The sequence below is a fragment of the Pleomorphomonas koreensis DSM 23070 genome, from assembly GCF_000425185.1.
Classification (GTDB): domain Bacteria; phylum Pseudomonadota; class Alphaproteobacteria; order Rhizobiales; family Pleomorphomonadaceae; genus Pleomorphomonas; species Pleomorphomonas koreensis.
The window spans coordinates 124,108-150,286 of the sequence record NZ_AULH01000006.1 but is presented as its reverse complement, the minus strand read 5'-3'; the positions used below and the strand labels follow the sequence as shown (position 1 = coordinate 150,286).

The 26,179-nt window shown below is 67.4% G+C and carries 29 protein-coding genes and 1 tRNA gene; 21 read left to right on the top strand and 9 right to left on the bottom strand.

Translation table 11 applies throughout. The features are described 5' to 3' along the window. The 14 genes from rpsH (at position 1) to H512_RS0104110 (ending at position 10,862) form a co-directional block, all read left to right on the top strand. Positions 1-396 carry a 30S ribosomal protein S8 gene (rpsH, locus tag H512_RS0104175; protein WP_026782410.1) on the top strand — a complete coding sequence of 132 codons (396 nt, stop codon included), beginning with the start codon at positions 1-3 and terminating at the stop codon, positions 394-396. 26 nt (positions 397-422) lie between these two features. Further along, positions 423-959, top strand: a complete 537-nt coding sequence (gene rplF, locus H512_RS0104170; protein WP_026782409.1) for a 50S ribosomal protein L6 — start codon at positions 423-425, stop codon at positions 957-959. 10 nt (positions 960-969) lie between these two features. Then, positions 970-1,329 carry a 50S ribosomal protein L18 gene (rplR, locus tag H512_RS0104165; protein ID WP_026782408.1) on the top strand — a complete coding sequence of 120 codons (360 nt, stop codon included), beginning with the start codon at positions 970-972 and terminating at the stop codon, positions 1,327-1,329. A gap of 30 nt (positions 1,330-1,359) precedes the next feature. After that, entirely contained in the window at positions 1,360-1,938 is a 579-nt protein-coding gene (gene rpsE, locus H512_RS0104160; RefSeq protein WP_026782407.1) for a 30S ribosomal protein S5, read from the top strand. A gap of 69 nt (positions 1,939-2,007) precedes the next feature. Further along, positions 2,008-2,211 (top strand): 50S ribosomal protein L30, encoded by a 204-nt coding sequence (gene rpmD, locus H512_RS0104155; protein ID WP_026782406.1) that lies wholly within the window; start codon positions 2,008-2,010, stop codon positions 2,209-2,211. 28 nt (positions 2,212-2,239) lie between these two features. Beyond that, a complete protein-coding gene (gene rplO, locus H512_RS0104150; protein ID WP_026782405.1) occupies positions 2,240-2,743 on the top strand; it encodes a 50S ribosomal protein L15 in 504 nt (167 codons plus the stop codon). A gap of 280 nt (positions 2,744-3,023) precedes the next feature. Then, positions 3,024-4,358 (top strand): preprotein translocase subunit SecY, encoded by a 1,335-nt coding sequence (gene secY / locus H512_RS0104145; protein WP_026782404.1) that lies wholly within the window; start codon positions 3,024-3,026, stop codon positions 4,356-4,358. Beyond that, a complete protein-coding gene (locus H512_RS0104140; protein WP_026782403.1) occupies positions 4,355-4,945 on the top strand; it encodes an adenylate kinase in 591 nt (196 codons plus the stop codon). Before secY ends, H512_RS0104140 begins: the two co-directional genes overlap by 4 nt. Before the next feature lie 343 nt (positions 4,946-5,288). Next, complete coding sequence (gene rpsM, locus H512_RS0104135) at positions 5,289-5,657, top strand: 30S ribosomal protein S13 (protein WP_026782402.1); 369 nt, start codon at positions 5,289-5,291, stop codon at positions 5,655-5,657. Between the two features lie 251 nt (positions 5,658-5,908). Continuing rightward, positions 5,909-6,301 (top strand): 30S ribosomal protein S11, encoded by a 393-nt coding sequence (rpsK, locus tag H512_RS0104130; RefSeq protein ID WP_026782401.1) that lies wholly within the window; start codon positions 5,909-5,911, stop codon positions 6,299-6,301. A gap of 117 nt (positions 6,302-6,418) precedes the next feature. After that, positions 6,419-7,441: a DNA-directed RNA polymerase subunit alpha gene (locus tag H512_RS0104125; protein ID WP_026782400.1), complete on the top strand. Its 1,023-nt coding sequence runs from the start codon at positions 6,419-6,421 to the stop codon at positions 7,439-7,441. Positions 7,442-7,531: 90 nt separating this feature from the next. Next, complete coding sequence (rplQ, locus tag H512_RS0104120) at positions 7,532-7,966, top strand: 50S ribosomal protein L17 (RefSeq protein ID WP_026782399.1); 435 nt, start codon at positions 7,532-7,534, stop codon at positions 7,964-7,966. 164 nt (positions 7,967-8,130) lie between these two features. Beyond that, entirely contained in the window at positions 8,131-9,552 is a 1,422-nt protein-coding gene (locus H512_RS0104115; RefSeq protein WP_156899341.1) for a DegQ family serine endoprotease, read from the top strand. After that, the gene (locus H512_RS0104110; RefSeq protein ID WP_026782397.1) at positions 9,549-10,862 is read left to right on the top strand and encodes a replication-associated recombination protein A; all 1,314 of its coding nucleotides are present in this window, start codon (positions 9,549-9,551) and stop codon (positions 10,860-10,862) included. The genes H512_RS0104115 and H512_RS0104110 overlap by 4 nt, the downstream gene beginning before the upstream one ends. A gap of 9 nt (positions 10,863-10,871) precedes the next feature. Here H512_RS0104110 and H512_RS0104105 read toward each other — a convergent pair whose 3' ends face one another. Beyond that, positions 10,872-11,111, bottom strand: coding sequence for a DUF2798 domain-containing protein (locus H512_RS0104105; RefSeq protein WP_026782396.1), 240 nt, complete (start codon positions 11,109-11,111; stop codon positions 10,872-10,874). Positions 11,112-11,404: 293 nt separating this feature from the next. Here H512_RS0104105 and H512_RS22420 point away from each other — a divergent pair, with 293 nt between their 5' ends. Together H512_RS22420 and H512_RS0104095 are read left to right on the top strand one after the other, a co-directional pair. Continuing rightward, positions 11,405-12,373 (top strand): hypothetical protein, encoded by a 969-nt coding sequence (locus H512_RS22420; RefSeq protein ID WP_036789929.1) that lies wholly within the window; start codon positions 11,405-11,407, stop codon positions 12,371-12,373. Between the two features lie 193 nt (positions 12,374-12,566). Beyond that, a tRNA-Val gene (locus H512_RS0104095) sits at positions 12,567-12,641 on the top strand. Between the two features lie 102 nt (positions 12,642-12,743). Here the strand turns inward: H512_RS0104095 and gph are convergent. Then, the gene (gph, locus tag H512_RS0104090) at positions 12,744-13,412 is read right to left on the bottom strand and encodes a phosphoglycolate phosphatase (RefSeq protein WP_026782395.1); all 669 of its coding nucleotides are present in this window, start codon (positions 13,410-13,412) and stop codon (positions 12,744-12,746) included. A 358-nt stretch (positions 13,413-13,770) separates the two neighbouring features. Here gph and H512_RS0104085 point away from each other — a divergent pair, with 358 nt between their 5' ends. Together H512_RS0104085 and gor are read left to right on the top strand one after the other, a co-directional pair. Further along, positions 13,771-14,277, top strand: coding sequence for a DUF2059 domain-containing protein (locus H512_RS0104085; protein ID WP_026782394.1), 507 nt, complete (start codon positions 13,771-13,773; stop codon positions 14,275-14,277). 145 nt (positions 14,278-14,422) lie between these two features. Next, positions 14,423-15,790, top strand: a complete 1,368-nt coding sequence (gor, locus tag H512_RS0104080) for a glutathione-disulfide reductase (protein WP_026782393.1) — start codon at positions 14,423-14,425, stop codon at positions 15,788-15,790. A gap of 12 nt (positions 15,791-15,802) precedes the next feature. On the opposite strand, the gene H512_RS0104075 is transcribed toward gor, so the two are convergent. From H512_RS0104075 to H512_RS0104045, 7 genes are all read right to left on the bottom strand, one after another. Then, positions 15,803-16,630: an AraC family transcriptional regulator gene (locus H512_RS0104075; protein WP_026782392.1), complete on the bottom strand. Its 828-nt coding sequence runs from the start codon at positions 16,628-16,630 to the stop codon at positions 15,803-15,805. A 130-nt stretch (positions 16,631-16,760) separates the two neighbouring features. Next, on the bottom strand, positions 16,761-17,762 hold the full coding sequence (locus tag H512_RS0104070) for an ABC transporter ATP-binding protein (protein ID WP_026782391.1): 1,002 nt from the start codon (positions 17,760-17,762) through the stop codon (positions 16,761-16,763). 12 nt (positions 17,763-17,774) lie between these two features. Continuing rightward, positions 17,775-18,827: a Gfo/Idh/MocA family protein gene (locus H512_RS0104065; protein WP_026782390.1), complete on the bottom strand. Its 1,053-nt coding sequence runs from the start codon at positions 18,825-18,827 to the stop codon at positions 17,775-17,777. After that, entirely contained in the window at positions 18,824-19,663 is an 840-nt protein-coding gene (locus H512_RS0104060) for a carbohydrate ABC transporter permease (RefSeq protein ID WP_026782389.1), read from the bottom strand. The genes H512_RS0104065 and H512_RS0104060 overlap by 4 nt, the downstream gene beginning before the upstream one ends. 11 nt (positions 19,664-19,674) lie before the next feature. Then, positions 19,675-20,625, bottom strand: coding sequence for a carbohydrate ABC transporter permease (locus tag H512_RS0104055; RefSeq protein WP_036789923.1), 951 nt, complete (start codon positions 20,623-20,625; stop codon positions 19,675-19,677). 179 nt (positions 20,626-20,804) lie between these two features. Next, positions 20,805-22,061, bottom strand: a complete 1,257-nt coding sequence (locus tag H512_RS0104050) for an ABC transporter substrate-binding protein (RefSeq protein WP_026782387.1) — start codon at positions 22,059-22,061, stop codon at positions 20,805-20,807. A 50-nt stretch (positions 22,062-22,111) separates the two neighbouring features. Next, positions 22,112-23,014: an N-acetylmuramic acid 6-phosphate etherase gene (locus H512_RS0104045; RefSeq protein ID WP_026782386.1), complete on the bottom strand. Its 903-nt coding sequence runs from the start codon at positions 23,012-23,014 to the stop codon at positions 22,112-22,114. Positions 23,015-23,245: 231 nt separating this feature from the next. Between H512_RS0104045 and H512_RS0104040 the strand changes: the two genes are divergently transcribed. Genes H512_RS0104040 through nagA form a run of 3 tightly spaced genes read left to right on the top strand, consistent with a single transcriptional unit; the run spans position 23,246 to position 26,063 of the window. Then, entirely contained in the window at positions 23,246-24,130 is an 885-nt protein-coding gene (locus H512_RS0104040; protein ID WP_026782385.1) for a glucosamine kinase nucleotide-binding domain-containing protein, read from the top strand. Next, positions 24,127-24,891: a GntR family transcriptional regulator gene (locus tag H512_RS0104035; RefSeq protein ID WP_026782384.1), complete on the top strand. Its 765-nt coding sequence runs from the start codon at positions 24,127-24,129 to the stop codon at positions 24,889-24,891. The genes H512_RS0104040 and H512_RS0104035 overlap by 4 nt, the downstream gene beginning before the upstream one ends. A 26-nt stretch (positions 24,892-24,917) precedes the next feature. Next, a complete protein-coding gene (nagA, locus tag H512_RS0104030; RefSeq protein WP_026782383.1) occupies positions 24,918-26,063 on the top strand; it encodes an N-acetylglucosamine-6-phosphate deacetylase in 1,146 nt (381 codons plus the stop codon). Positions 26,064-26,179 lie beyond the last annotated feature (116 nt).

The following is a 26,179-nucleotide window of genomic DNA, read 5'->3' as shown; positions in this document are numbered from 1 at the left end:
ATGCCGATGACCGATCCTTTGGGTGATATGCTCACCCGCATTCGCAATGCCCAGATGCGCAAGATGTCGAAGGTGACGACGCCGGCCTCCAAGCTGCGCAAGAACGTCCTCGACGTCCTGGTTGCCGAGGGCTTCCTGCGTGGCTATGCCGAGGTTGATGCCGAAGGCCGTGCCGAGTTCGAGATCGAGCTGAAGTACTACGATGGCCTCGGTGTCATCCGTACCATCGAGCGCGTCTCCAAGCCGGGCCGCCGCGTCTACGCTTCGGTGAAGAACCTCCCCCGAGTTGCCAACGGCCTCGGCGTGTCGATCCTCAGCACCCCGCGCGGTGTGATGGCCGACCACGACGCCCGCGAGCAGAATGTCGGTGGCGAAGTTCTCTGCCGCGTCTTCTAACCTTCGACTGGAAACGGGTTAAAACCATGTCGCGCATTGGCAAGAAGGCTGTTCCGGTCCCTAGTGGGGTCACGGCCGACATCGCTGGGCAGACCGTTTCGGTCAAGGGACCGAAAGGCACGCTCACCTTCGATCTGAACGAGCACGTCAACGTCTCCAAGACCGACGACGGCTCGATCCAGATCGAACCGAAGGACGACTCCAAGCTGGCCCGCGCCAGCTGGGGCATGTCCCGTACGCAGATCGCCAACCTTGTGAAGGGTGTGACGGTCGGCTTCGAGCGCAAGCTCGAGATCTCCGGCGTCGGCTACAAGGCGGCCTTGCAGGGCAAGACCCTGCAGCTGTCGCTCGGCTACAGCCATGACATCGCCTATCCGGTGCCGGAAGGCATCGCGATCGCCGTTACGAAGCCGACGGAAATCGTCGTCTCCGGCATCGACGCCCAGCGTGTCGGTCAGGTCGCCGCCGAGATCCGCAAGTACCGCCCGCCGGAGCCCTACAAGGGCAAGGGCGTGAAGTACGCGGGCGAGTATATCGTCCGTAAGGAAGGCAAGAAGAAGTAAGGGGACGATCATGGCTCACCTCACCGGCAACGATCGCCGCCGCGCCCGCGTGCGCCGCGCGATCAAGGCGGCGGCCAACGGTCGCCTCCGGCTCTCCGTGCATCGCTCGTCGCTGCACATCTATGCTCAGGTTATCGATGACGTTCAGGGTCGTACCCTGGCGTCCGCGTCGACCCTCGACAAGGACGTCCGCGACACTCTGAAGACCGGGGCCAACGTGGCCGCGGCCGCCGTGGTCGGCAAGCTCATCGCAGAACGCGCCAAGGCGGCGGGGGTGACCTCGGTCATCTTCGATCGTGGTCAGTTCCTGTACCATGGCCGCATCAAGGCGCTGGCGGATGCCGCCCGCGAGGGCGGACTCGACTTCTAAGGCCGGTCCCGATCGAGAGAGACAAAGACAATGGCTGAACGTGAACGCAACAACCGGGACCGGGATCGCAACGAAGAGCGCGACAGCGAGTTCGTCGATCGCCTGGTCCATATCAACCGCGTCGCCAAGGTGGTGAAGGGTGGTCGTCGCTTCGGCTTCGCCGCTCTCGTCGTCGTCGGCGACCAGAAGGGCCGGGTCGGCTACGGCCACGGCAAGGCGCGTGAAGTGCCCGAGGCGATCCGCAAGGCGACGGAAGCCGCCAAGCGCGCCCTGGTGCGCGTGCCGCTGAAGGAAGGCCGGACGCTGCATCACGACGTCGCCGGCCGCTGGGGCGCCGGTCGCGTCTACGTGCGCACCGCGCCGGCCGGTACCGGCATCATCGCCGGTGGCCCGATGCGCGCTGTGTTCGAGACGCTCGGCGTCCAGGACGTGGTGGCGAAGTCGCTCGGCTCGTCCAACCCCTACAACATGATCCGCGCTACCTTCTCCGCCCTGGCGAACGAGGATAGCCCGCGGTCGGTTGCCGCCCGTCGCGGTCTCAAGGTCTCGACCTTGCAGTCCCGCCGTCGCGACATCGACCCGGAAGCTGCGGCGTCGGCCGAAGGCTGATGGATATCGAACGGGGGGAGGGGTTCCCTCCCTCCTCATTCGTAAACTGGCTTTCGTAAGGTGAAAACCATGTCGACCAACAAGAAGTCGAGCAAGACCGTCACGGTCGAGCAGATCTACAGCCCCTCCCGCCGCCCCGCCGAGCAGCGCGCCACGCTGATCGGTCTCGGTCTCAACAAGCTGCACCGCACCGCGACGCTGGAGGATACCCCCTCCGTTCGCGGCATGATCGCCAAGGTCCAGCACCTCGTCCGCGTCGTGGACGAGGCCTGAGACAGCGACGGTCGAAAGGATCGATGAAATGAAGCTCAACGAGCTCAAGGATAACGAAGGCGCGACCAAGCCGCGCATGCGCGTCGGTCGCGGCATCGGCTCGGGCAAGGGCAAGACCGCCGGTCGCGGCGTCAAGGGCCAGACCTCGCGGTCGGGCGTCGCCATCAACGGCTTCGAAGGCGGCCAGATGCCGCTGCATCGCCGCCTGCCCAAGCGCGGCTTCAAGAACATCTTCGCCCTCGATCTCAACGAGATCAGCCTGACCAAGGTCCAGGCCGCCGTCGATGCCGAGAAGCTCGACGCCAAGGCGCCGGTGACCGTCGAAGCGCTGGTGGCCGCCGGCCTGCTGCGTCGTCCGCTGGACGGCGTGCGCGTGCTGGGTGGCGAGATCAAGTCGGCGCTGACCTTCGAGGTCGTCGGGGCTTCGGCGCCGGCGATCACGGCGGTCGAGGCGGCCGGCGGCAAGGTCACCGTGTCGGTGCTGACCAAGCGCACCAACGGCAAGGCTGCCGCGGAGACGACTGGCGCCTGATGATCATCAGGCCCCCGGTCGACGCCGGTTTCACGCGAACGTTTTCGTGCCGCGTGGGATTGGTGTCGTCCGGGGGCTTATTTCGTTCGCGACATGGGTCTATAAAGCGGACGAGCAGGATTGGCCTGGAGCGCGGCTTTGCGCGCCCGGCGGTCCGAAACCGGCACGCGGCGCTTCATCGAATCGCTCGAACGCGCTAAGGCCGGCGGCATGACGGGCGAGGCGCCCCGCGAGGCGGGACGGCGTGCCCCGAGGTTTCCCATTTCGGGCGGAGTGAGACATGGCCTCTGCGGCAGAACAACTCGCTGCAAATCTGAATTTCGGCGCGCTCGCCAAGGCGGAAGAGCTCAAGAAGCGGATTTGGTTCACCCTTGGCGCGCTCCTGGTGTATCGCCTCGGCACCTACATTCCGCTGCCGGGCATCAACCTGCAGGCGCTCGCCGAAGCCTTCAAGCAGCAGAGCCAGGGCATCCTCGGCCTGTTCAACATGTTCTCCGGCGGCGCCGTAGGCCGCATGGCGATCTTCGCGCTGGGCATCATGCCCTATATCTCCGCCTCGATCATCATCCAGCTCCTGACTTCGGTCATCCCGGCGCTGGAGGCGGTCAAGAAGGAAGGCGAATCGGGCCGTAAGAAGATCAACCAGTACACCCGCTACCTGACGGTGGTGCTGGCCGCCGTGCAGTCCTACGGCATCGCCGTCGGCTTGCAGGGGCAGGGGTCGATCGTCCTCAATCCCGGCCCGACCTTCATCATTTCCACCGTGCTGTCGCTGATGGGCGGCACCATGTTCCTGCTGTGGCTCGGCGAGCAGATCACCTCCCGCGGCATCGGCCAGGGCACGTCGCTGATCATCTTCGCCGGCATCATCGCCAACCTGCCGCACGCCCTCGTCGGCATGCTGGAACTCGGCCGCCAGGGCGCTCTCGCCACGCCGATCATCCTCGCCGTGCTGGTGCTGGCCGTGGTGGTCATCGGCGGCATCGTGTTCTTCGAACGCGCCCAGCGCCGGCTGCTGATCCAGTATCCGAAGCGCCAGGTCGGCAACAAGATGTTCCAGGGCGAATCGAGCCATCTGCCGCTGAAGCTCAACACCTCGGGCGTCATCCCGCCGATCTTCGCTTCGTCGATCCTGCTCATTCCCGGCACCATCACCGGCTTTGCCGGCGCCAACGCCGCCGGCGGCTGGTTGCAGACCTTCGGCACGCTGATGGCGCACGGACAGCCGCTCTACATGCTGTCCTACGCGGCGATGATCGTCTTCTTCGCCTTCTTCTACACGGCCATCGTGTTCAATCCGACCGACACGGCCGAGAACCTGAAGAAGCAGGGCGGCTTCATCCCCGGCATCCGGCCGGGCGAGCGCACCGCCAACTACATCGACTACGTGCTGACCCGCATCAACGTGCTCGGCGCCATCTATCTCGTCGTCGTCTGCCTGCTGCCCGAGTTCCTGATCTCGACCACCGGTGTCCCGTTCTACTTCGGCGGCACGTCGCTGCTGATCGTGGTGTCGGTCACCATGGACACGGTGTCCCAGATCCAGGGGCATCTCCTCGCCCATCAGTATGAAGGGCTGATCAAGAAGAGCAAACTTCGGGGGAAGCGTAGATGAGGCTGATTCTTCTCGGACCGCCGGGCGCCGGCAAGGGGACGCAGGCGCAGCGGCTGGTCGATCGCTACGGCATCGTGCAGTTGTCGACCGGCGACATGCTGCGCGCCGCCGTCGCCGCCGGCACCGAGATCGGCAGGAAGGCCAAGGCGATCATGGACGCCGGCCAGCTCGTGCCGGATGAAATCGTCAACGGCATCATCTCCGAGCGAATCGACGCGCCGGATGCGAAGAACGGCTTCGTGCTCGACGGCTTCCCGCGCACGGTGGTGCAGGCCGAGGCGCTGGAGAAGATGCTGGCCGGCAAGGCCATGAAGCTCGACGCCGTCATCGAGTTCAAGGTCGACGCCGAGAAGCTGGTCGATCGCATCGTCCGCCGGGCCGAAGATGCCAGGGCCGCCGGCCAACCGGTGCGCAAGGACGACAATCCCGAGGTGTTCCGCAAGCGCCTCGAGGAGTTCCGCGCCCTGACCGCGGCGCTGACCCCTTTCTATGCCGAGCGCGGCCTGTTGAAGCCCGTCGACGGCATGGCCCCCATCGAGGACGTGGCGGAAGCGATTCGCACCGCCCTGGAGCGCCTGCCGGCCTGATCGGCGGCTGCTTCCAATCAAGACAAGGCCCGGCGGCGGGACATCCGTTCCTCTGCCGGCCGATCGGTCGCCGTTCGGGCTTTCCTGCGGCGATTTCGGCGACGAATCCGTGCCGAAAGGTTGACGGAAAGGCTGGTTCCGGCTATGAACCGCCACCTATCCACGGGTTCGTCGTGCGATGGCTCGTTGGCGCTTGTCCGTTGCGGACGATGTGTCGCTGCCCTCGCCAAGTTTAGCCCGGCCGGCGCCGCCCTCCGCGGACCGCCGTCAAGACACCGACCTCCACGGCATGATCCGGGGGAGGGAGCGCCCGAGAGGGTCGCGACTGCAGGAGTGAAGTGAAGTGGCCCGTATCGCTGGCGTCAATATTCCCACGGCCAAGCGCACTCTGATTGCGCTTCAGTATATCCATGGCATCGGCCCGAAGTTCGCCGAGGAGATCATGGAGAAGGTCGGCATCGATCAGACCAAGCGCGTCAACGAGCTGTCCGACGCCGAGGTGCTGCAGATCCGCGAAGTGATCGACCGCGACTACGTCGTCGAGGGCGACCTCCGCCGCGAGACGGCGATGAACATCAAGCGCCTGATGGACCTCGGCTGCTACCGCGGCCTGCGCCATCGCAAGGGCCTGCCGGTCCGCGGCCAGCGCACGCACACCAACGCCCGCACCCGCAAGGGTCCGGCCAAGGCGATCGCCGGCAAGAAGAAGTGATTCCGTTTCGTCGGACCGGCGGCTCGCCGGCCCGGCGGAAAGGTTGGGACATGGCGCCGGTTCCGCGAGCGATCGCGGTCGGCGCTTTGTCCATGGTGGAGGGTCCGGCAGGATCGTTCGCCGTTCCGGGGAAGGGCAGGTGCCTTCCCGCAGTCGTTCCGGTGCGCTGGGTTTCGAGTAGAGGCATGCGCTCCGGTGTAGCCGCTGGCATTACGGCGGTGACGAGATCGAAAACGAAAGAGTGAGAGAGCATGGCCAAGGAAGCCGCAGGCCGCGTCCGCCGTCGCGAACGCAAGAACATCACGTCCGGCATCGCCCACGTGAATTCCACCTTCAACAACACGATGATCACCATCACCGACGCGCAGGGCAACACCATCTCCTGGTCGTCGGCCGGCACCATGGGCTTCAAGGGTTCGCGCAAGTCGACCCCGTACGCCGCCCAGATGGCCGCCGAGGATGCCGCCCGCAAGGCGTCCGAGCATGGCGTCAAGACCCTCGAAGTCGAAGTCTGCGGTCCCGGCTCCGGCCGTGAGTCGGCGCTGCGCGCCCTGCAGGCCGCCGGCTTCCTGGTCAGCTCGATCCGCGACGTTACCCCGATCCCGCATAACGGCTGCCGTCCGCGCAAGCGTCGTCGCGTCTGACGCTCATCCGCGAACGCCCGGCGGCCGATCCGCGGCGCCGGGCATGGCCCGTCAAGGCGGTGGTCCCTGCGGGAGATGCGGCCCGTGGCGAACCGCTTCACATGAAAGGGTATCAACGTGAGCATCCAGAAGAACTGGCAGGAGCTCAAGAAGCCGAACAAGCTCGAGGTCATCCCGAGCCGCGATCCGAAGCGCTTCGCGACCGTCGTCGCCTCGCCGCTCGAGCGCGGTTTCGGCCTGACGCTGGGCAACGCGCTCCGTCGTGTCCTGTTGTCCTCGCTGCAGGGTGCGGCGGTGACGGCGGTTCAGATCGACGGCGTGCTGCACGAGTTCTCATCGATCGCCGGTGTGCGTGAAGACGTCACCGACATCATCCTGAACATCAAGGAAATCGCCGTCCGCATGCAGGGCCAGGGCCCGAAGCGGATGGTCGTGCGCAAGCAGGGTCCGGGCGTCGTCACCGCCGGCGACATCCAGACCGTCGGCGACATTGAGATCCTGAACCCCGAGCTGGTCCTCTGCACCCTCGACGAGGGCGCCGAGATCCGCATGGAGTTCACCGTCGACACCGGCAAGGGCTACGTGCCGGCCGACCGCAACCGTCCCGAGGACGCTCCGATCGGTCTCATCCCGGTCGACAGCCTCTACTCGCCGGTGCGCAAGGTGTCCTACAAGGTCGAGAACACCCGCGAGGGCCAGGATCTCGACCTCGACAAGCTGACGCTGACCGTCGAGACCGACGGCTCGGTCAAGCCCGAGGACGCCGTCGCCTACGCCGCCCGCATCCTCCAGGACCAGCTGGCGATCTTCGTCAACTTCGAGGAGCCGCAGAAGGACACCAAGGTCGAGACCGTTCCGGAACTCGCCTTCAATCCGGCGCTGCTCAAGAAGGTGGACGAACTCGAGCTGTCGGTCCGTTCGGCCAACTGCCTGAAGAACGACAACATCGTCTACATCGGCGACCTGATCCAGAAGAGCGAGGCGGAGATGCTCCGCACGCCGAATTTCGGCCGCAAGTCGCTCAACGAGATCAAGGAAGTGCTGGCGCAGATGGGGTTGCATCTCGGCATGGAAGTCCCGAACTGGCCGCCCGAGAACATCGAAGACCTGGCCAAGCGCTACGAAGACCACAACTACTGAGCCGAAAGCTCGCCGGAGGGCGTGGCTCTCCGGCTCGTTGAAACAATCCTGCCCGGCGTGAGCCGCGCGAAAGAAAAATAGGAGTAGGCCATGCGTCACGGTAATGCGGGCCGTCGGTTCAACCGCACTCAGAGCCATCGCAAGGCGATGCTCGCCAACCTCGCCATCTCGCTCGTCGAGCATGAGCAGATCGTCACCACCCTGCCGAAGGCCAAGGACCTGCGTCCGATCGTCGAGAAGCTGGTGACCATCGCCAAGAAGGGCGATCTCGCCGCCCGTCGTCAGCTCGCTTCCGAGCTGCAGAACAACGAGATCGCCGCCAAGAAGCTGTTCGATGTGCTCGGCCCCCGCTACAAGGCCCGCGCCGGCGGCTACACCCGCGTGCTGAAGGCCGGCTTCCGCCATGGCGATTCGGCCCCGGTGGCGGTGATCGAGTTCGTCGACCGCGACGTCGCCGCCAAGGGCGCCGCCGACAAGGCCCGCCAGGCCGCCGAGCCGGTCGAGGCCGAGACGGCCGCCGCCTGATCGGCAGCGATCTGTGAGCTTGCGAAGGGGCGGCCCGCCGGGTCGCCCCTTTGTTTTTGGCCCTTTGTCGGCCGGACGAGTTGTTCGACCGTCCTTCCGTTGCCATATTCGGCGGCGTAGAAAAGGGCTCTGGCCGCATGGGAAGCGGCACGCGGAGGATCGCCATGCGTCTCGCCGGATTGTCACGCCTCGTCCTGGCCGTCGGCCTCGTCGCTTCCACAGCGCTCGGCGCCGCAGCCGAGGAGCGGGTGGTGCCGGCCTCCGAAGCGGCGGTCAAGCTGTCGTTCGCACCGGTGGTCAAGGCGGCCGCCCCGGCGGTGGTCAATGTCTATTCGACGAGGACGGTCAAGGTGGCGTCGTCGCCGCTGATGGACGATCCGTTCTTCCGCCAGTTCTTCGGCAACGACTATCCCGGCATCGGCCGCCAGCGCGAGCGGCACCAGCAGTCGCTCGGCTCCGGCGTCATCGTCGATCCCTCCGGCCTGATCGTCACCAACAACCACGTCATCGAGGATGGCGACGAGGTGAAGGTGGCACTGCCCGACCGCAGCGAGTTCGAGTGCGACGTGGTGCTCAAAGACGACCAACTCGATCTCGCCGTGCTGAAGGTGCGCAATCCCAAGGGCGCGCTGCCGACGCTGCCGCTCGCCGATTCCGACCAGCTTCAGGTCGGCGACCTGGTGCTGGCCATCGGCAACCCGTTCGGAGTCGGCCAGACGGTGACGCAGGGCATTGTCTCGGCGCTGGCCCGCAGCCAGGTCGGCATCTCCGACTACCAGTTCTTCATCCAGACCGACGCCGCCATCAACCCCGGCAACTCCGGCGGCCCGCTGGTCGACATGAACGGCAAGCTGGTCGGCATCAACACGGCGATCTTCAGCCGTGGCGGCGGCTCCAACGGCATCGGTTTCGCCATCCCTTCCAACATGGTGAAGGTGTTCGTCGAATCGGCGCGGCGCGGCGGCTCGGCCGTGCAACTGCCGTGGATCGGCGCCGAGTTGCAGCCGGTGACCTCCGACATCGCCGAAAGCCTCGGCCTCGACCGGCCGTCGGGCGTGCTGGTCACCTCCATCCTCAGGAAAAGCCCGGCCGAGGCGGCCGGCCTCGACGCCGGCGACCTGGTGGTCGCCGTCGACGGCGTCGAGGTCAGCGACCCGCGCGTCTTCAACTACCGCCTCGCCACCAAGGGCGTCGGCAATGTGGCCAAGCTCACCGTCAACCGGGCCGGCAAGCTGATCGAGCTGCCGGTGAAGCTGATGGCGGCGCCGGAGACCACGCCGCGCGAGCAACTGACCATCCAGAGCCGCTCGCCATTCCAGGGCGCCACGGTGGCCAATATGTCGCCGGCCGTCGCCGCCGAGATCGGGCTCGCCTATCGCGGCCAGACCGGCGTCGTCGTCACGGCCGTCGCCTCGGGCTCGCCGGCCGACCGGATCGGCTTGCAGAAGGGCGACATCGTGATGTCGGTCAACGGCAACGACATCGCCGCGACCAAGGTGCTGGCCGCCGTCGCCGGCTCCGATCCGCTGTTCTGGCGCGTCGCCATCGACCGCAACGGCCAAATCCTGCGCATGGCCTTCCGATGAGCGACCTGTTCGGCATCGCGGCGCCGGACGACCGGGCCGGACGGCCGCTCGCCGACCGCTTGCGACCGGCGACGCTGTCCGAGGTGGTCGGCCAGGACCATCTGGTCGGGCCGACCGGCACCATCACCCGCATGCTGGCCTCCGGCTCGCTCGGTTCGCTGATTCTCTGGGGTCCGCCCGGCTCGGGCAAGACCACCGTCGCCCGGCTGCTGGCCCGCGAGACCAACCTCGCCTTCGAGCAGGCGTCGGCTATCTTCACCGGCGTCGCCGACCTCAAGAAGCTGTTCGAGGCGGCTCGCCAGCGGCGGGCGCTCGGCCGCGGCACGCTCTTGTTCATCGACGAGATCCACCGCTTCAACCGCGCCCAGCAGGACAGCTTCCTGCCGGTGATGGAAGACGGCACGGTGACGCTGATCGGCGCCACCACCGAGAACCCGTCCTTCGAGCTGAATGCGGCGCTCCTGTCGCGCGCCCACGTGCTGGTGTTCAAGCCGCATGACGAGGCGTCGATCGGCCAGTTGCTCGACCGCGCCGAGGCGGTGACCGGCAAGCCGCTGCCGCTCGACGCGGAGGCGAGGGCGGCGCTGGTCCGCATGGCCGATGGCGACGGCCGCGCCGCGCTGACGCTGGCCGAGGACGTCTGGCGCGCCGCCGCCGAGGGCGAGGTGTTCGACGCCAAGACGTTGCAGGAGATCGTCCAGCGGCGGGCGCCGGTCTACGACAAGGCGCAGGACGGCCACTACAACCTGATCTCGGCGCTGCACAAGTCGGTGCGCGGCTCCGATCCCGACGCGGCGCTCTACTATTTCTGCCGCATGCTCGACGCCGGCGAGGACCCGCTCTACCTGATCCGCCGGCTGATCCGCATGGCCGCCGAGGACATCGGCCTCGCCGACCCGCAGGCGCTCAGCGTCTGCATCGCCGCCCAGGGCGCCTACGAGATGCTCGGCTCGCCCGAGGGCGAACTGGCCATCGCCGAGGCGGTCGTCTACGTGGCGGCGGCGCCGAAATCCAACGCCGTCTACACCGCCTTCAAGACGGCGATGGCGGCGGCCAAGCAGTTCGGCAGCCTGGTGCCGCCGCGCCATATCCTCAACGCCCCCACCAAGCTGATGAAGGGCGAGGGATATGGCGCCGGCTACCGCTACGACCACGACGAGCCCGACGCCTTCTCCGGTCAGGATTATTTCCCCGAGAAGATGGGCCGTCGCACCTTCTATCATCCGGTCGAGCGCGGCTTCGAGCGCGAGCTTCGCAAGCGGCTCGACTACTGGGCCCGCCTGCGCCGTGAGCGGCAGGGCGGCGAGTGAGAATCGTCCTCACCCGGCCGGGAGGACGCACAGCCGGGCGACGATGCGCCGGACCAGCGGCGCCAGCATCAGCACCACGGGAAAGGCGATCGGCCAGGAACTTGCCCAGCCGACGAGCCAATGGCCGGCAAAGCCGGGCGACAGGCCAGCCGCGCGCAAGGTGGAAACGCCCGAGATGACGAGCGACATCAGCCCCGACAGAATGAGGCTGAACAGGACGGGCGCATGGCGCGCCGGAATGCGAAACATGGAAAGCTCCGTTAACGTCAGGGGGCAACCGGCAAAGGCGCGACGCCCCGAGGGCGCGTTGGCTGACGTTAACGCTTACGGCCGTCCCACGAAGGGCGGTCGCCGGCTGAATGCCGGTATTTCGGCCGAGTGTCAAGCCGGCGCCGATCGAATGCCGTTCTCGGTCGCAACACCGCCGCCGGTGCATTAACCATTTGTCTTCAATAGTTTTTTAACCCGTTCCCTTAAGCTCGAAGTCGGAAATGTGGTGTAGCTTCGGTGTCATCGCGGCGAACCATCGGGGAGCGGGGGAAATGACCAGCGACAGCGGAAAGACGACAGCGCCCGGCGCCGCGCCGCTCGACGCGATCGCCCGTCTGCGCGCCGCTGTCTACGCCGACGGCGGCGTCGACGCCGACGAGGTCCGCCGCCTCTGCCGTCTGGCGGCCGAGGACGGCTTCCCGACGGCTGCCGGCCGGCAGCTCTATGTCGAGGCGCTGACCGACCATGTCGTCCTCCAGACGGCGCCGAGCGGCCACGTCGGCGAGGATATGGCCCGCTGGCTGATCGGCATGCTGACGGCCGATGGCGTCGTCATCGACGTCGAGATCGACCTGCTGGTCAACATCATGCGCCGCGCCGATTCGGTGCCGGCCGAACTGTCCGCCTTCGCGCTCTCCGAGGTGTCGCGCGCCGTGCTGTCCGGCGCCGAGGACGGCGAGGGCGGCGTCATCACCGCCGCCGACGTCGAGCGCCTGCGCCGCATCCTCTACGCCTTCGGCAACGAGCGGTCGGTGGGCATCAGCCGCGAGGAAGCGGAGGTGCTGTTCGACCTCAATGACCGCACGCGCGAGGCCGACAACGATCCCGCCTGGTCCGATCTGTTCGTCAAGGCCGTCGCCTCCTTCCTGATGGCGGCGCGCGGCTACACCGTGCTGTCGCGCGAGGAGACGCTGCGGCGCGACGCCTGGCTCGATGCGCCGGCGGGCGGCGTCACGGCACTGTTCGGCGATATGCTGTCGAGCATGCTGTCCAACGGTCTCAGCGGCATCTGGTCAGCTTGGCGTCAGCAAGACGACGCATCCGCAAAGCCGATCGAAGCCGACGAGGCGCGCATCCGCGAGGCGGAGGCCGTCACCTCCGAGGAAGTGAAGTGGCTGGCCGACCGCATCGGCCGCGACGGCGTCATCCACGCCAACGAAAGGGCATTGTTGAAATTCCTGTCCGAGGAAAGCCCGGACATCCATCCTTCGCTGCGTACTTTGCTCGACACCGCTGCCTGACCCGGTCGAGAGCGTTTCCCCTACGCAGCGTCTTGTGCGCGGCGCCCGGACACCCTCCCGGGCGCCGCGAAACATTTCGGGCCGCCGCGACGCCACCGCCGTCGACTTTGGACGATGGCATTTTTCGCCTCCATGACGCCTTGACTTGCCCCGTCGTGGGCCCTTATATCGCGCCACCACCGCATGACGGTCCGGGCGCGTAGCTCAGCGGGAGAGCACTTCGTTCACACCGAAGGGGTCACAGGTTCGATCCCTGTCGCGCCCACCATTTCTTTCAAAGGCTTGGCCGTCATCGGTCGAGCCTTTTGTTTTGGTAGCAGGGCTCTCCGGCCATCGCCGCAAACGTCGGCTGTGCGTTCGTATCCCGCCCTCAGAGGGTGAGGAATCTCGCCACCGCGTCGTCCAGCTCGTCGTAGTGGGCGATGAGGGCATCGGCACCGAGTTTGGCCGCCGGTCGGCCGCCATAACCGAAATCGACGGCGATCACCGGCACACCGGCGGCGCGGGCCGTGGCGATATCGGTTTCGCTGTCGCCGACCATCACCGCCGCCTCCGGCACGCCGCCAGCCCGGATGATCGCCTCGACGAGCGGCCGCGGGTGCGGCTTCTGCTCGGGCAGGCTGTCGCCGCCGATCACCGCCGAGAACAGAGGAGACAGGCCGGTCCCGGCGAGCACCGCCTGACCCAGCGCCTCGCGCTTGTTGGTGCAGACGGCAAGGCCGGCGCCGCGCGCCGCGAGCCGATCGAGGGCGGGGACAAGGCCGGGGTAGGGGCGCGTCTCCACGGCGATCGCTCCGGCGTAGAAACCGACGAATCGCTCGATCATGCCAGGCAGGCGAGAGGCGTCGAGCGGCCGGGCGGCGCGGCGGAATCCCTCGGAGATCAGCGCCCGCGCCCCGTGGCCGTAGAGGGTTGCCACGTCGGCGTGCGCGACAGCCGCCACGTCCTCCTCGCCCAGCAGCCGGTTGAGCGCCCGCAGGAGATCGGGGCCAGTGTCGAGCAGCGTGCCATCGAGATCGAAAACCACAACCGGGCGCATCGGATCCTCTTGCAGTGATGGAGAGGGTTTAGCACGGCGGCAGGTCGGCGCCAGCGTTCCCGTCGGCCGATTCTTCCGGCCTGATCGACCAAGGTCGCGGTTTTCCGGAACGGACTTGCGGTGTCGCACGGTTTCCGGCAAACCAGCGGGGGCCGTTTTCCGGGAAGTGGGGCTTGATCGCGGCGGGCGCATCATTTCGCCAGAATTCGGTTCCAGAGGCTTGGGCAACCGCGTGTTCGGCGCGATCGGAACGGCCGGTGATTCCTGTGGAGTTGCCCTGGCGCGTGGCCGGTTGCGAGGAAGCACGCCCCTCGGGCCAATGACGCCAACGATGAAGTCGATATCGGAGATTTGTTGTATGCACCGGACCCTGACCTTTCTCCGCCGCCCGCTGGCGGCGGCCATGGTGATTGCCGCGCTGGCGTCTCCGGCCCTTTCGGAGGACTTCACCGAGTCCCACATCGCCGCCGCGCGCGAGACCATTGCCGCTGCCCACGCCTCCGAGCAGTTCAACGGGATTCTGATTGCCCTGGCCGAGCAGACCAAGGCGCTGTTCCAGCGCTCCAATCCCGGTGCCGCCAAGGACATCGAGGAGGTGGTGAACACCGTCGCCCTCGATCTCGCCAAGCGCCGTCCGGATCTCGACCGCGAGCTGGAGCGCATCTGGGCCGGTCGCTTCAGCGAGGAAGAGCTGAAGCAGATCACCGCCTTCTTCCGCTCGCCGGTCGGCGAGAAATACGGCCAGACGGCGCCGTTGATCATCCAGGATTCGATGCGCTCGGCCGGCATCTGGCGCGATGCCATCTCCACGGAGATCGTCACCCGGTCGCGCGACGAGCTGAACAAGCGCGGCTATAACTTCTGACGCAATTGCGATCGGACCTGACCGAACCGCCGGCGGGCCTTCCGCCGGCGTTTTCGCATGGGCCCCGATGGGGAATTCGTCCGCCCATCCCGGCCGTCGGCATGATATGAGGACGGCGGTTTTTCGATACGCGGGACGGTTGGTGATGGCTTCCTTCGACTATGATCTCTTCGTCATTGGCGCCGGTTCCGGCGGCGTGCGTGCCGCACGCATTGCGGCGGGCTACGGGGCCCGCGTCGCCATCGCCGAGGAATCGCGCATCGGTGGTACCTGCGTCATTCGCGGCTGCGTGCCGAAGAAGCTGATGGTCTACGCCTCCCGCATCGCCGGCGATCTCAACGACGCCGCCGGCTTCGGCTGGGCGGTCGGCGATCGGCGTTTCGACTGGTCGGCCTTCCAGGCGGCCATGCAACGCGAAGTCGCCCGCCTCGAAGGCATCTACGCCGGCAATCTCCAGCGGGCAGGCGCCGAGATCATCCGCGACCGCGCCGTCGTCACCGGCCCCAACGAGGTCCGCCTGGTGGCCGCCGAGCGGACGATCACCGCCGGCCGCATCCTGGTCGCCACCGGCAACCGGCCGGTGCTGCCCGACGTGCCCGGCATGGAACACGCCGTCACCTCCAACGACATGTTCGACCTGCCGGCCCTGCCGGAAAAGGCGGTGGTGGTGGGCGGCGGCTATATCGCGCTGGAATTCGCCTCCATCCTGAACGGCCTCGGCGTGCCCACCAGCGTGCTCTATCGCGGCGAGCAGGTGCTGCGCGGCTTCGACCGCGAGGTTCGCGACAAGCTGGCCGACGCGCTCAGGACGCGCGGCATCGACGTCAGGACGGGCGTGCAGGTGGCGGGAATCGACAAGACGGCGGCCGGCCTCGCCGTGCGGCTCGCCGACGGCGCCGCCCTCGACACCGACCTCGTGCTCGCCGCCACCGGCCGCCGGCCCAACACTACCGGCCTCGGCCTCGAAACGGCGGGCGTGACGCTTGATGAGAGCGGCGCCGTCATCGTCAACGCGCTGTCGCAGACCTCCGTGTCGTCGATCTACGCGGTGGGCGACGTCACCAACCACGCCCAGCTGACGCCGGTGGCGATCCGCGAGGGCCACGCCTTCGCCGACACGGTGTTCGGCGGCAAGGAGAGCTTCGCCGACCTCACGGCGATCCCCACGGCGATTTTCACCACGCCTGAAGTCGGCACCATCGGCCTGTCCGAGGAGGCGGCCTGCGCCGCCCACACGGCGGTGGACGTCTACAAGGCCGAGTTCCGGCCGATGCGCAACATCCTGGCCGGTCGCGACGAGCGCAGCTTCATGAAGGTGGTGGTCGACGCCGTCACCGATCGGGTGCTCGGCGTCCACATCATGGGGCCGGAGGCCGGCGAGATGATCCAGCTCGTCGGCATCGCGGTCGCCATGGGCGCGACGAAGGGCGACTTCGACCGCACCATGGCCGTCCACCCCACCGCCGCCGAGGAACTGGTGACGCTGAGGACGCCGTCGACGCGGCACCGCTGAGCCGGCTTTCCGTCAGGCGAGGGGAATCCAGATTTCCACCGTGCCGTTGCCCGTCCGCGCATCGAAGCGCTCGTCGTAAAGCTCGAAGTCGGGCGTCTTGGCCGGCGTGAGGCCGGCGTCGGGCAGCGCCTTGTTCCAGATGGTGTAGACGGTGCGGTTGAAGCCGGAGAGGTGGCCGACGTGCCGGAAAACGGCGTAGCGGCTGGCCGGGATATCGACGGAGTCGAGATCGTCCGGAACGTGCGTCGCCGTCGATTCGAGGCCGGCGACATAGCGGAAGTGGCCGTCTGCTTCCATCTCGCAGCACACGCCGTAGGCGGCGCCGGCCACAGGGGAGGGCACTTCCTCGCAGCGCGGGTTGAAGTCGCCCCACAGCCGGGGAATGACGGCATTGGTCTCGAAGGTGCAGCGGGTGGAGAGGCCGATCACCCGGAAGGCGCCGCGTTCGCGGAATTCGGGGGCGGCGAGATCGACGATCATGTCCTTGCGCATGGTCCAGGGCTCCATCAGGGGGAGGTTGCGGGTCGTCCGGGCTTGCCGGACGGTGCTCGGCAGCACGCCGAAGCAGCCGGCGAAGGCGCGGGTGAAGGCTTCGTGCGAGCCGTAGCCGGCGTCGAGGGCGACGGCGAGAATCTCCCGGTCGCCTTCGGCCAGCGCCCCGGCGGCGACGGTCAGCCGCCGCGCCCTCAGGTAGCTCATCGGCGCCAGGCCGACGGCGGCCTGGAACAGGCGCGACAGGTGCCAGGGGCTGACGGCGCAGCGGCCGGCCAGTTCGGCCAGCGTCAGCGGCTGTCCGATGTTCAGCTCCAGATACCAGATCGCCTTCTCAAGGACGCCCATCTTTGCCTCGCGACTGCCGAGCCTCTCCTTGATGCCAGAAGCCGGCCGCCGCCGCTTGATCGGCCTTGCCCGGCTGGACATGCAAACGCCGCCCGGAGGCGGCGTTCGGGCAACTCTATCCGAAAAGGGATCAGCCGGGAATCGTCCGGCCCTTCTCGTCGAAGCGATGGATCTTGGCCGCGTCGGGCGTCGCGTAGACGATGTCGTCGGCAGTGTAGCGGTGCTCGCCGAACAGCCGCACGGTGATCAGGCCGGCGTTCTCGGTTTCGAGATAGAGGTTGGTGTCGGCGCCGAGATGCTCGGCGTGGATCACCTTGCCCCTGAAACGGCCCTCGTCCGGCGACACGCTGAGGTGCTCCGGCCGGAAGCCGATGGTGGCGCCCGCCTCGCAGACGCGTCCCGCCTCGACGAAATTCATCTGCGGCGAGCCGATGAAGCCGGCGACGAACATATTGGCCGGCTTGTTGTAGAGTTCCATTGGCGAGCCGATCTGCTCGATGACGCCGGCGTTCAGCACGACGATGCGGTCAGCGAGCGTCATAGCTTCCACCTGGTCGTGCGTCACGTAGATCATGGTGGCGCCGAGTTGGCGGTGCAGGCGGGCGATCTCGACGCGGGTCTGCACGCGCAGGGCGGCGTCGAGGTTGGAAAGCGGTTCGTCGAACAGGAACAGCTCCGGCTCGCGCACCAGCGCCCGGCCGATGGCGACGCGCTGGCGCTGGCCGCCGGACAACTCGGCCGGCCGGCGCTTCAGATAGGGTTCGAGCGACAGCATCTCCGTCGCCTTGGCGACGCGGGTGTTGATCTCGGCGGCCGGCGTGCCGGCCTGCTTGAGGCCGAGCGCCATGTTGTCGCGCACGCTGAGGTGCGGATAGAGCGCGTAGGTCTGGAAGACCATGGTGATGCCGCGCTTGGCCGGCGGCGTCACCGTCACGTCGCGGCCGTTGATCAGCACGGCGCCGGAGGTGACGTCTTCGAGGCCGGCGATCGAGCGCAACAGCGTCGACTTGCCGCAGCCGGACGGGCCGACGAAGATGACGAACTCGCCGTCCTTCACCTCGAGGTCGATGCCCTTCAGCACTTCGAGCTGGCCGAAGGATTTCCTGATGTTCCTGAGTTCCAGCGATCCCACGGGCATTTATCCTTATAGCTTGACCGGCTTGCCGGTGCGGACGCTCTCGTCGGCGGCGAGGCAGACGGCCAGCGATTTCAGCGCGTCGTTCATGTGCTGGGCGAGGTCGATGTCCTCGAGAACCGCCTTCAGCATGTAGGCCTGCTCCAGTTCGCACAGCTCCTGGTGCCCCGGCTCGCCGGCCATGGTGGTGTCGACGTCGGGCGTCAGGAAGGCGCCGTCCGGGCCGGTCGCCGCCTTGTGGACGCGGATGGTCGAGGTGCGGGTGTGGGCGTCGACGTCGTCGGACTTGCCCTCGCGCATGACGATGGAGGCGGAGCCGTTCGGCGAGATGATATCCTTCACGAAGAAGGCCTGCTCCGACATCATCGGCCCCCAGCCGGCTTCATACCAGCCGACCGAGCCGTCGGAGAACAGCACCTGCAAGTGGCCGTAGTTGTACATCTCCGGCGCGATCTCGGACGACAGGCGCAGGCCCATGCCGCGCACCTCCGTCGGCGTCGCGTCGGTCACCTGGCACATCACGTCGATATAGTGGACGCCGCAGTCGACGATCGGCGAGGTGGTGTTCATCAGCGCCTTGTGCGTCTCCCAGGTCTTGCCGGAGGACTGCTGGTTGAGGTTCATGCGGAACACGTAGGGCCCGCCGAGCGCCCGCGCCTCGGCGATGAAGCGCTGCCACGACGGATGGTGGCGCAGGATGTAGCCGACCACCAGCTTGCGGCCGTTGGCGACGGCACAGTCGACGATGCGCTTGGCGTCGGCCACCGTGGTGGCGAGCGGCTTCTCGACGAACACGTGGCAGCCCTGTTCCAGCGCCATCACCGCATAGTCGGCGTGGCTCTCCGAATAGGTGCTGATCGACGCCATGTCCGGCTTCAGCGCCCTCAGCGCCTCCGGGAAGGACGGCGAGACGGCATAGCCCCTCAGTTCCTCCGGTAGCTCCACTTTGGTGCGGTTGACGAGGCCGACGATCTCGTAGCCGGGATTGCGGTGATAGGCGAGGGCATGGCTGCGGCCCATGTTGCCGAGGCCGGCCGAGAGGACGCGAACCGGAGACGTCATTTGACCGCTCCCGAGGTAATGCCGCGAATGAGTTGCCGCGAGAAGATGACGTAGAGGATGAGCACCGGGAAGATGGCCAGCGACAGCGCCGACAGCACGGCGTTCCAGTTGATGACGAACTGGCCGATGAACAGCTGGGCGCCGAGCGTCACCGTCTTGGTGCTCTCGCTGGGGGCGAGGATCAGCGGGAACCACAGGTCGTTCCAGATCGGGATCATGGTGAACACCGCCACCGTCGCCATGGCCGGCCGCACCAGCGGCAGCACCAGGCGGAAGAAGATGGCGTATTCGCTGAGGCCGTCGATGCGGCCGGCGTTCTTGAGGTCGTCCGACACCGTGCGCATGAATTCCGACAGGATGAACACGGCGAGCGGCAGCCCCTGCGCCGTGTAGACGAGGATCAGCGCCGTCAGCGTGTTGACGAGGCCGGCCGCCACCATGCCCTGCAACAGCGCCACCGTGCCGAGGCGGATGGGGATCATGATGCCGATGGCCAGATAGAGGCCCATCAGCGTGTTGCCGCGGAAACGGTATTCGGCGAGCGCGAAGGCGGCCATGGCGCCGAACAAAAGCACCAGGAAGATCGACACCACCGTGACGATGGTGCTGTTCTGGAAATAGGTGAGGAAGTCGCCCTGCTTCATCACCGTCTCGTAGCCGACGAGGCTGAAGGTGGAGGGGGTGGGCAGCCTGAGCGGCTGGCTGAAGATCGCCTGCTTGCTCTTGAACGAGTTGACCAGCGTCAGGAACACCGGGAACAGCGCCACCAGCGTGTAGGCGACGAGCGCCAGATGGACGAGGCTTGCCCGGATCGTCGACTGTCTTGCCTTGGACATGGCCGCCCCCGTCAGAACTGGTAGCGGCGGATGCGCCGCTGGATGCCGAACAGATAGATGCAGACGCCGGTCAGGATGATCAGGAACATGATCGTGGCGATGGTGGCGCCCATCGACGGATCGCCGAGCTGCAGCTGGAAGCCGAAGAAGGTGCGGTAGAGGAAGGTGCCGAGGATGTCGGTCGCCTTGTCCGGCCCGGCCAGCGCGCCCTGCATGGTGTAGACGAGGTCGAAGGCGTTGAAGTTGCCGACGAAGGTCAGGATCGAGATGATGCCGATGGCCGGCAGCACCAGCGGCAGCTTGATCTTGAAGAACTGGCCCCAGCCGGTGATGCCGTCGATCTCGGCCGCCTCGATCACCTCCTCGGGGATGTTGAGGAGCGCGGCATAGATCAGCATCATCGGTATGCCGATGAACTGCCAGACGGAGACCAGCGACACGACGATCAGCGCCGAGCCGGACTTGCCGAGCCAGGGGCCGAACATCGCCTTGAGGCCGACAAGGTCCAGCATCCAGGGCGCGACGCCCCAGATCGGCGACAGGATCAGCTTCCAGATGAAGCCGACGATGACGAAGGACAAGAGCGTCGGCAGGAAGAAGGCGGTGCGGTAGAAGGCGGCGAACCTCAGGCCCGGCAGCGACAAGAGCGCGGCGAGTGCGATGCCGATCGGATTCTGCACCGCCATGTGGATCAGGAAGAAGATGAAGTTGTTCCTGAGGGCGTTCCAGAAATCGGCCGACCAGCGCGGATCGCCGAACAGCGTCGCGAAGTTGGAGAAGCCGACGAACACCGACCGGCCGTCGACGACGTTGAAGAACGACTGCCTCAGCGTTTCGGCGAGCGGCAGGATCATCACCGCCGTGTAGACGATTACCGCGGGGGCGAGGAAGACGAGGATGTGCCAGCGCCGCGGCCGCCGCTGCGCGGCCTCCGTGCCCTGTTCGGATGCGAGGTCGGTCATGTCGGTCCCTGTCGCGCCGGTCCGCCGGCCGGCGGGCGCCGGCGGGCGAGGGGGCAGGCGGCGCGTGGGGTCCGCGCCGCTGTCTCTGGGCTTTCCGGGGGCGTTGAAGGCGCCCCCGGAATTCCCGTCGCGAATCTCTCATGCCCCTGGGCAGAACGAAATCCGCGTCTTGGCGTCACTCACTTGGCCGGCTTGTACCAGCTGTCGAGGCCGTCCTGCAGCTTCTTGGCGGCCGCTTCCGGCGTTTCGGTGCCGTTGATCACGTTGGCCGAGGCCGCCCAGGTCTCGTTTTCGAGGTTGGGCGTGCCGCGCGACAGGATCTGGTAGGTCGAGCGGATGGTCGGCTTGCAGGTCTGCCGCCAGGAGACGAACTCCTTGGCCAGCGGATCGGTGATCTCGACCGGCGTCGAGTTCAGGCTGAAGAAGCCCGGCAGCGCGTTGGCGTAGATCGAGGCGAACTCCGGCGAGGCCACCCAGTCGAGGAACACCTTGGCCTCTTCCTTGTGGGCGCTCGCCGCGTTGAGACCCATGGCGATGTCGTTGTGGTCGGAGATGTAGCAGGTGTCCCCGTCCTTGGCGACCGGCGGCGGGAAGGCGCCGAGCTTCAGGCCGGCGCTGCTGAACGGCGAGATCTCCCACGAGCCGGCCGGGTAGATGGCGGCGCGGCCGAGCGTGAACAGGTTCTGGCTGTCCGGGTAGGTCTGCGCCTCGAAGCCGTCGCCGAGATAGGGCTTCCACTTGGCGAGCACGCGATAGGGCTCGACCCAGCCTTCGTCGGTCAGCTTCTCGGTGCCGGCGATCAGCGCCTTGCGGCCTTCCTCGCCCTTCCAGTAGGTCGGGCCGATGTTCTGATAGCCCATCGTGGCCGCTTCCCACATGTCCTTGGTGCCCATGGCCATGGGAATGTAGGTGCCGTCGGCCTTGAGCTTGTCGAGCACGGCGAAGAACTGGTCGACGGTCTTCGGTACCTCGGCGCCGACCTTCTCGAAGGCTTCCTTGTTGTAGATGAAGCCGTGGATGACCGAGGCCATCGGCACGCAGAAGGTCTTCTTGCCGTCGTCGGTGGTCCAGGCGGACTTGGCGACGTCGGAGAAGTTCTTCATGCCGTCGAGGCCGGTCAGGTCTTCGAGCTTGCCCTTCTCGAACAATTGCAGCGAGGTGTCGAACGGCCGGCAGGCAACGAGATCACCGGCCGAGCCGGCGTCGAGCTTGGCGTTGAGCGCCGCGTTGTACTCGGTGGGGGCGCTCGGCGAGAAGGTCACCTTGATGCCCGGATGCTTGGCCTCGAAGGCAGGGATGATCTTCTCCTGCCAGATCTGCATGTCGTCGTTGCGCCAGCTCTCGATATTGAGCGTGACGTCGGCCGCCGAGGCAACCCCGACGCCGGCCAGCACGCTCGATGCCAGAAGGACACCCTGCAACGTAGTGCGATTCATCGTCCGTCTCCCTATGCTCGCGTCGCCAGGACGCGCGTTGAGAACCCCGATTATGATTTTGCGACGAGCGTCATCGCCCGCCGCAGGTTTTGGCCGGCCTCGACGAGAGCGGCATCCGCCGCCTCGATATCTCCCGCGCCGGCGGCGAGCAGAATGGCGTGCTTGACCGAGCCGCGGCTCTCCTCAAGGAGTCCTGTCGCCGCGTCGGGCCTGACGCCGGCGATGTCGGTCACGATGCGGGCGGCACGCGCCCGCAGCTTGTCGTTGTCGGCCCTGACGTTGACCATGTGGCCGTCGAGCACGTGCCCGAGATGCACGGCCATCAGCGTCGACAGCATGTTGAGGGCGATCTTCTGCGCCGTGCCGGCGCCCATGCGCGTCGAGCCGGACACCACCTCCGGCGGCGTTTTCAAGAGCACCGCCACGTCGGCGGCGGCAAGCAGCGGCGCGCCTTCGTTGTTGGCAAGGCCGATCACCACGGCGCCGCGCGCCTTGGCGGCGCGGGCGGCGGAGAGCGTGTAGGGCGTCGAGCCGGAAGCAGACACCGCGATGACGCAGTCACCGGCGCCGATGCCGCTGGCTTCGAGGTCGGCGGCGCCGGCGGCGACGTCGTCTTCGCCGACCCCCAGCATGTCGATCAGGCTGTCGCGGCCGCCGGCCAGGACGACAATCGCCCGGTCGCCGGCGATGCCGTAGGTGCCGGGCAGTTCGAGGCAGTCGGCCAGCGCCATCAGGCCGGAGCTGCCGGCGCCGACATAGGCGAGGCGATGGCCGGACGACAGCGCGGCGGCGGCGCGGACGGCCGCTTCGGCAATGGCGGGAATGGCCGCCTCGGCGCTTCTCGCCGCCGCGACCTGGGCGGCGGCCAGCACCTCCAGAATGCGCGTCGGCGGCAGGGTGTCGAACCCTGTCGCATGGCTGTCGCGGTCCTCGGTGCCCTGCCTGGCCGTCATCGTGTTTCTCCCCACTCCGGTAATAATGCCAAAAAGCTACCACTTGTCCAGAGGGACAATTAGAGTTCATTCATTTTTGTGGCGGAAGGGTGTCGGCTGCTGCGGGGCCTTAAGAGATAATCCATATATTACAATGAGATGGTGCGGGGTTATCAAAAAAGCCTAGCCCGTCATCAATATGCCGATTGGCAAATGGTATTTTTTTGGTACTTTCAGGTGAGGAGGGCGGCGATGGTGGACTTCGTGATCGGCGTCGATGGCGGCGGAACCGGATGCCGGGCGGCGGTGGCCGGCCGTGACGGCCGCATCCTTGCCACGGGCGAGGGCGGCGCCGCCAACATCCTGACCGACCGCTTCGGGGCGATCGACAACATCTGCCGCGCCATAGATGGCGCCGTGGCGGCGGCCGGCCTCGGCGGCGACGCGCTCCGGCGCGCCGGCGTGCTGCTGGGCCTTGCCGGCAGCAATGTCGGCGATGCCGCCGGCTTCATTGCCGCCACCCTGCCGGCCGGCCGCGTCGAGGTGGTCTCCGACGGCCTGATCGCCCTCGAAGGCGCCATTGGCGCCGGCGACGGCGCGGTGGCGATCCTCGGCACCGGCTCCATCTTCTTCGCGCGACAGGGGGACACGGTACGCTCCTACGGCGGCTGGGGTTTCATCATCGGCGATTTCGGCTCCGGCGCCAGTCTCGGCCGGGCGGCGCTGGCCGCGACGCTGCTCGCCCACGACCGCATCATTGCCGCCTCGCCGCTGACCGACCGGCTGATCGCCGACTTCGGCGGCACGCCCGGCCCGATGGTCGAGTTCGCCCGCACGGCGAGCCCCGGCGACTTCGGCCGCTTCGCGCCGGCCGTCTTCGCGGCGGCGGCGGCCGGCGATCCCGTCGGGCTCGACATCGTCGGCAAGGCGGCGGTGGCAGTCGATCTCGCCCTCGACCGCATCGCCGATGACGGCGCCGCCCGCATCGCGCTGCTCGGCGGCCTTGCGCCGCTCTATCCGGCCTATCTCGCCGAGCGCCACCGGCCGCGCCTCGTCGCCCCGAAGGACAACGCGCTCGCCGGGGCGGTGGCGCTGGCCGCCCGCCGCTTCTCCGGCGCAGGGGAGGGGTCGGCATGAGCGGCGCCATCTCCGACATTCTGTCGCCCGAGCAGTTGCAGGTGGCTGGCACCGGCCCGCTCTACCTGAAGCTCAGGCAGGCGATCGAGACAGCCATCGACGGCGGCCGCCTCAAGCACGGCGACGCGCTGCCGCCCGAACGCGAGATCGCCGATTTCGCCGGCATCAGCCGCGTCACCGTGCGCAAGGCGGTGGACGATCTCGTCGAGGCCGGCCTCTTGATGCGCCGCCACGGCTCCGGCACCTTCGTGGTCAAGCCGGTCGAGCGGGTGCAGCAGTCGCTGTCGCTGCTCACCTCGTTCACCGAGGACATGGCGCGGCGCGGCCTCACCGCCAGCTCGCGCTGGCTCGATCGCGGCCTGCACCTGCCCTCGCCCGAGGAGGCGATGATGCTGGGCCTGGCCGGCGGCGCCCGCGTCGCCCGGCTGGAACGGCTCAGAATCGCCAACGACCTGCCGCTGGCCATCGAGCGGGCTTCGCTGTCGGCCGAGGTGCTGCCCGACCCGACGGTGGTAACCTCCTCGCTCTACGAGATCCTGGCGAAAAGCGGCAACCGGCCGGTCAGGGCGGTGCAACGCATCTCCGCCTGCAACATCCGCGGCCGCGACGCATCGCTGCTCGGCGTGCAGGCCGGCGACGCGGGCCTGTCCATCGAGCGTATTTCCTACCTCGCCTCCGGCCGCGTGGTAGAATTCACCCGCTCGCTCTATCGCGCCGACGCCTATGATTTCGTCGCGGAGCTGACGCTGCCGCAGTCCTGATCCGTCACCATCAAGGAGACGACACCATGTCCGCCCTCATCATCCGCGGTGCCCGCCTGTTCGACGGCGATGCCTGGCACGACGACGCCGAGATCGCCGTGATCGACGGCCGCTTCGTCGATCCCGCCGAGGCGCCGGCCGGTGCCGAGGTGATCGACGCCGCCGGTCTCGACGTCATCCCCGGCTTCATCGACCTGCAGGTCAACGGCGGCGGCGGCATCAACTTCAACGACGATCCGAGCGTTGCCACCATCGAGCGCATCTCGGCCGCCCACGCCCGCTTCGGCACCACGGCGCTCTTGCCGACGCTGATCACCGACCGCCGCGAGGCCCGCGCCGCAGCGATCGCCGCCGGCCGGGCGGCGCGGGCGGCCAATGTGCCGGGCTTCCTCGGCCTGCATATCGAAGGGCCGCATCTCTCCGCCGCCAAGCGCGGCGTGCACGCCGCCGCCTACGTCCGGCCGATGGAAGAGCAGGACGTCCGCGAGCTGCTCGGCGCCGTCGCCGTCGGCGACCCGGTGATGCTGACGGTGGCCCCCGAATCGACGCCCGTCGAGGCGGTGCGGCGTCTGGCGGCGGCCGGCGGTATCGTCAGCCTCGGCCATACCGACTGCGACTACGACACGGCGCTCGCCTATGTGGCGGCCGGCGCCGCCACGGCGACGCATTTGTTCAACGCCATGAGCCCGTTCGGCCATCGGACGCCGGGCATGGTCGGCGCCATCCTCGACAGCGGCATCTCGGCCGGCCTGATCGCCGACGGCGTGCACGTGCATCCGGCGGCGGCGCGGGTGGCGCTCAGGGCCAAGCGCGGGCCGGGCCGGCTGTTCCTGGTCACCGACGCCATGCTGACCATCGGCACCGACCTGCCGGAATTCGAGCTGAACGGCCGCACCATCTTCCGCCGCGACGGCCGCCTGGCGCTGGCCGACGGCACGCTGGCCGGCGCCGACATCGACATGCTGTCGTCCGTGCGCTACGCCGCCGCCCATTTCGACATCAGCCTCGACGAGGCGATCCGCATGGCCACCGTCTACCCGGCCGAGGCGATGCGCATCGGCCGCCGCAAGGGGCGGATCGTCCCCGGCTATGACGCCGATTTCCTGCTGCTCACCCCCGGCTTCGAACTCAAGTCGACATGGATCGGTGGCGAGAAGGTGTATTCGGCCTGAGGCGGAAGGCTGATAAGGGAGCCTCATTCGGCCCGAGATGGTCCGCCTTCGCGGACCATGACATTGATATAAACATGAAATTCTCGTCATGGTCCGCGAAGGCGGACCATCTCGGG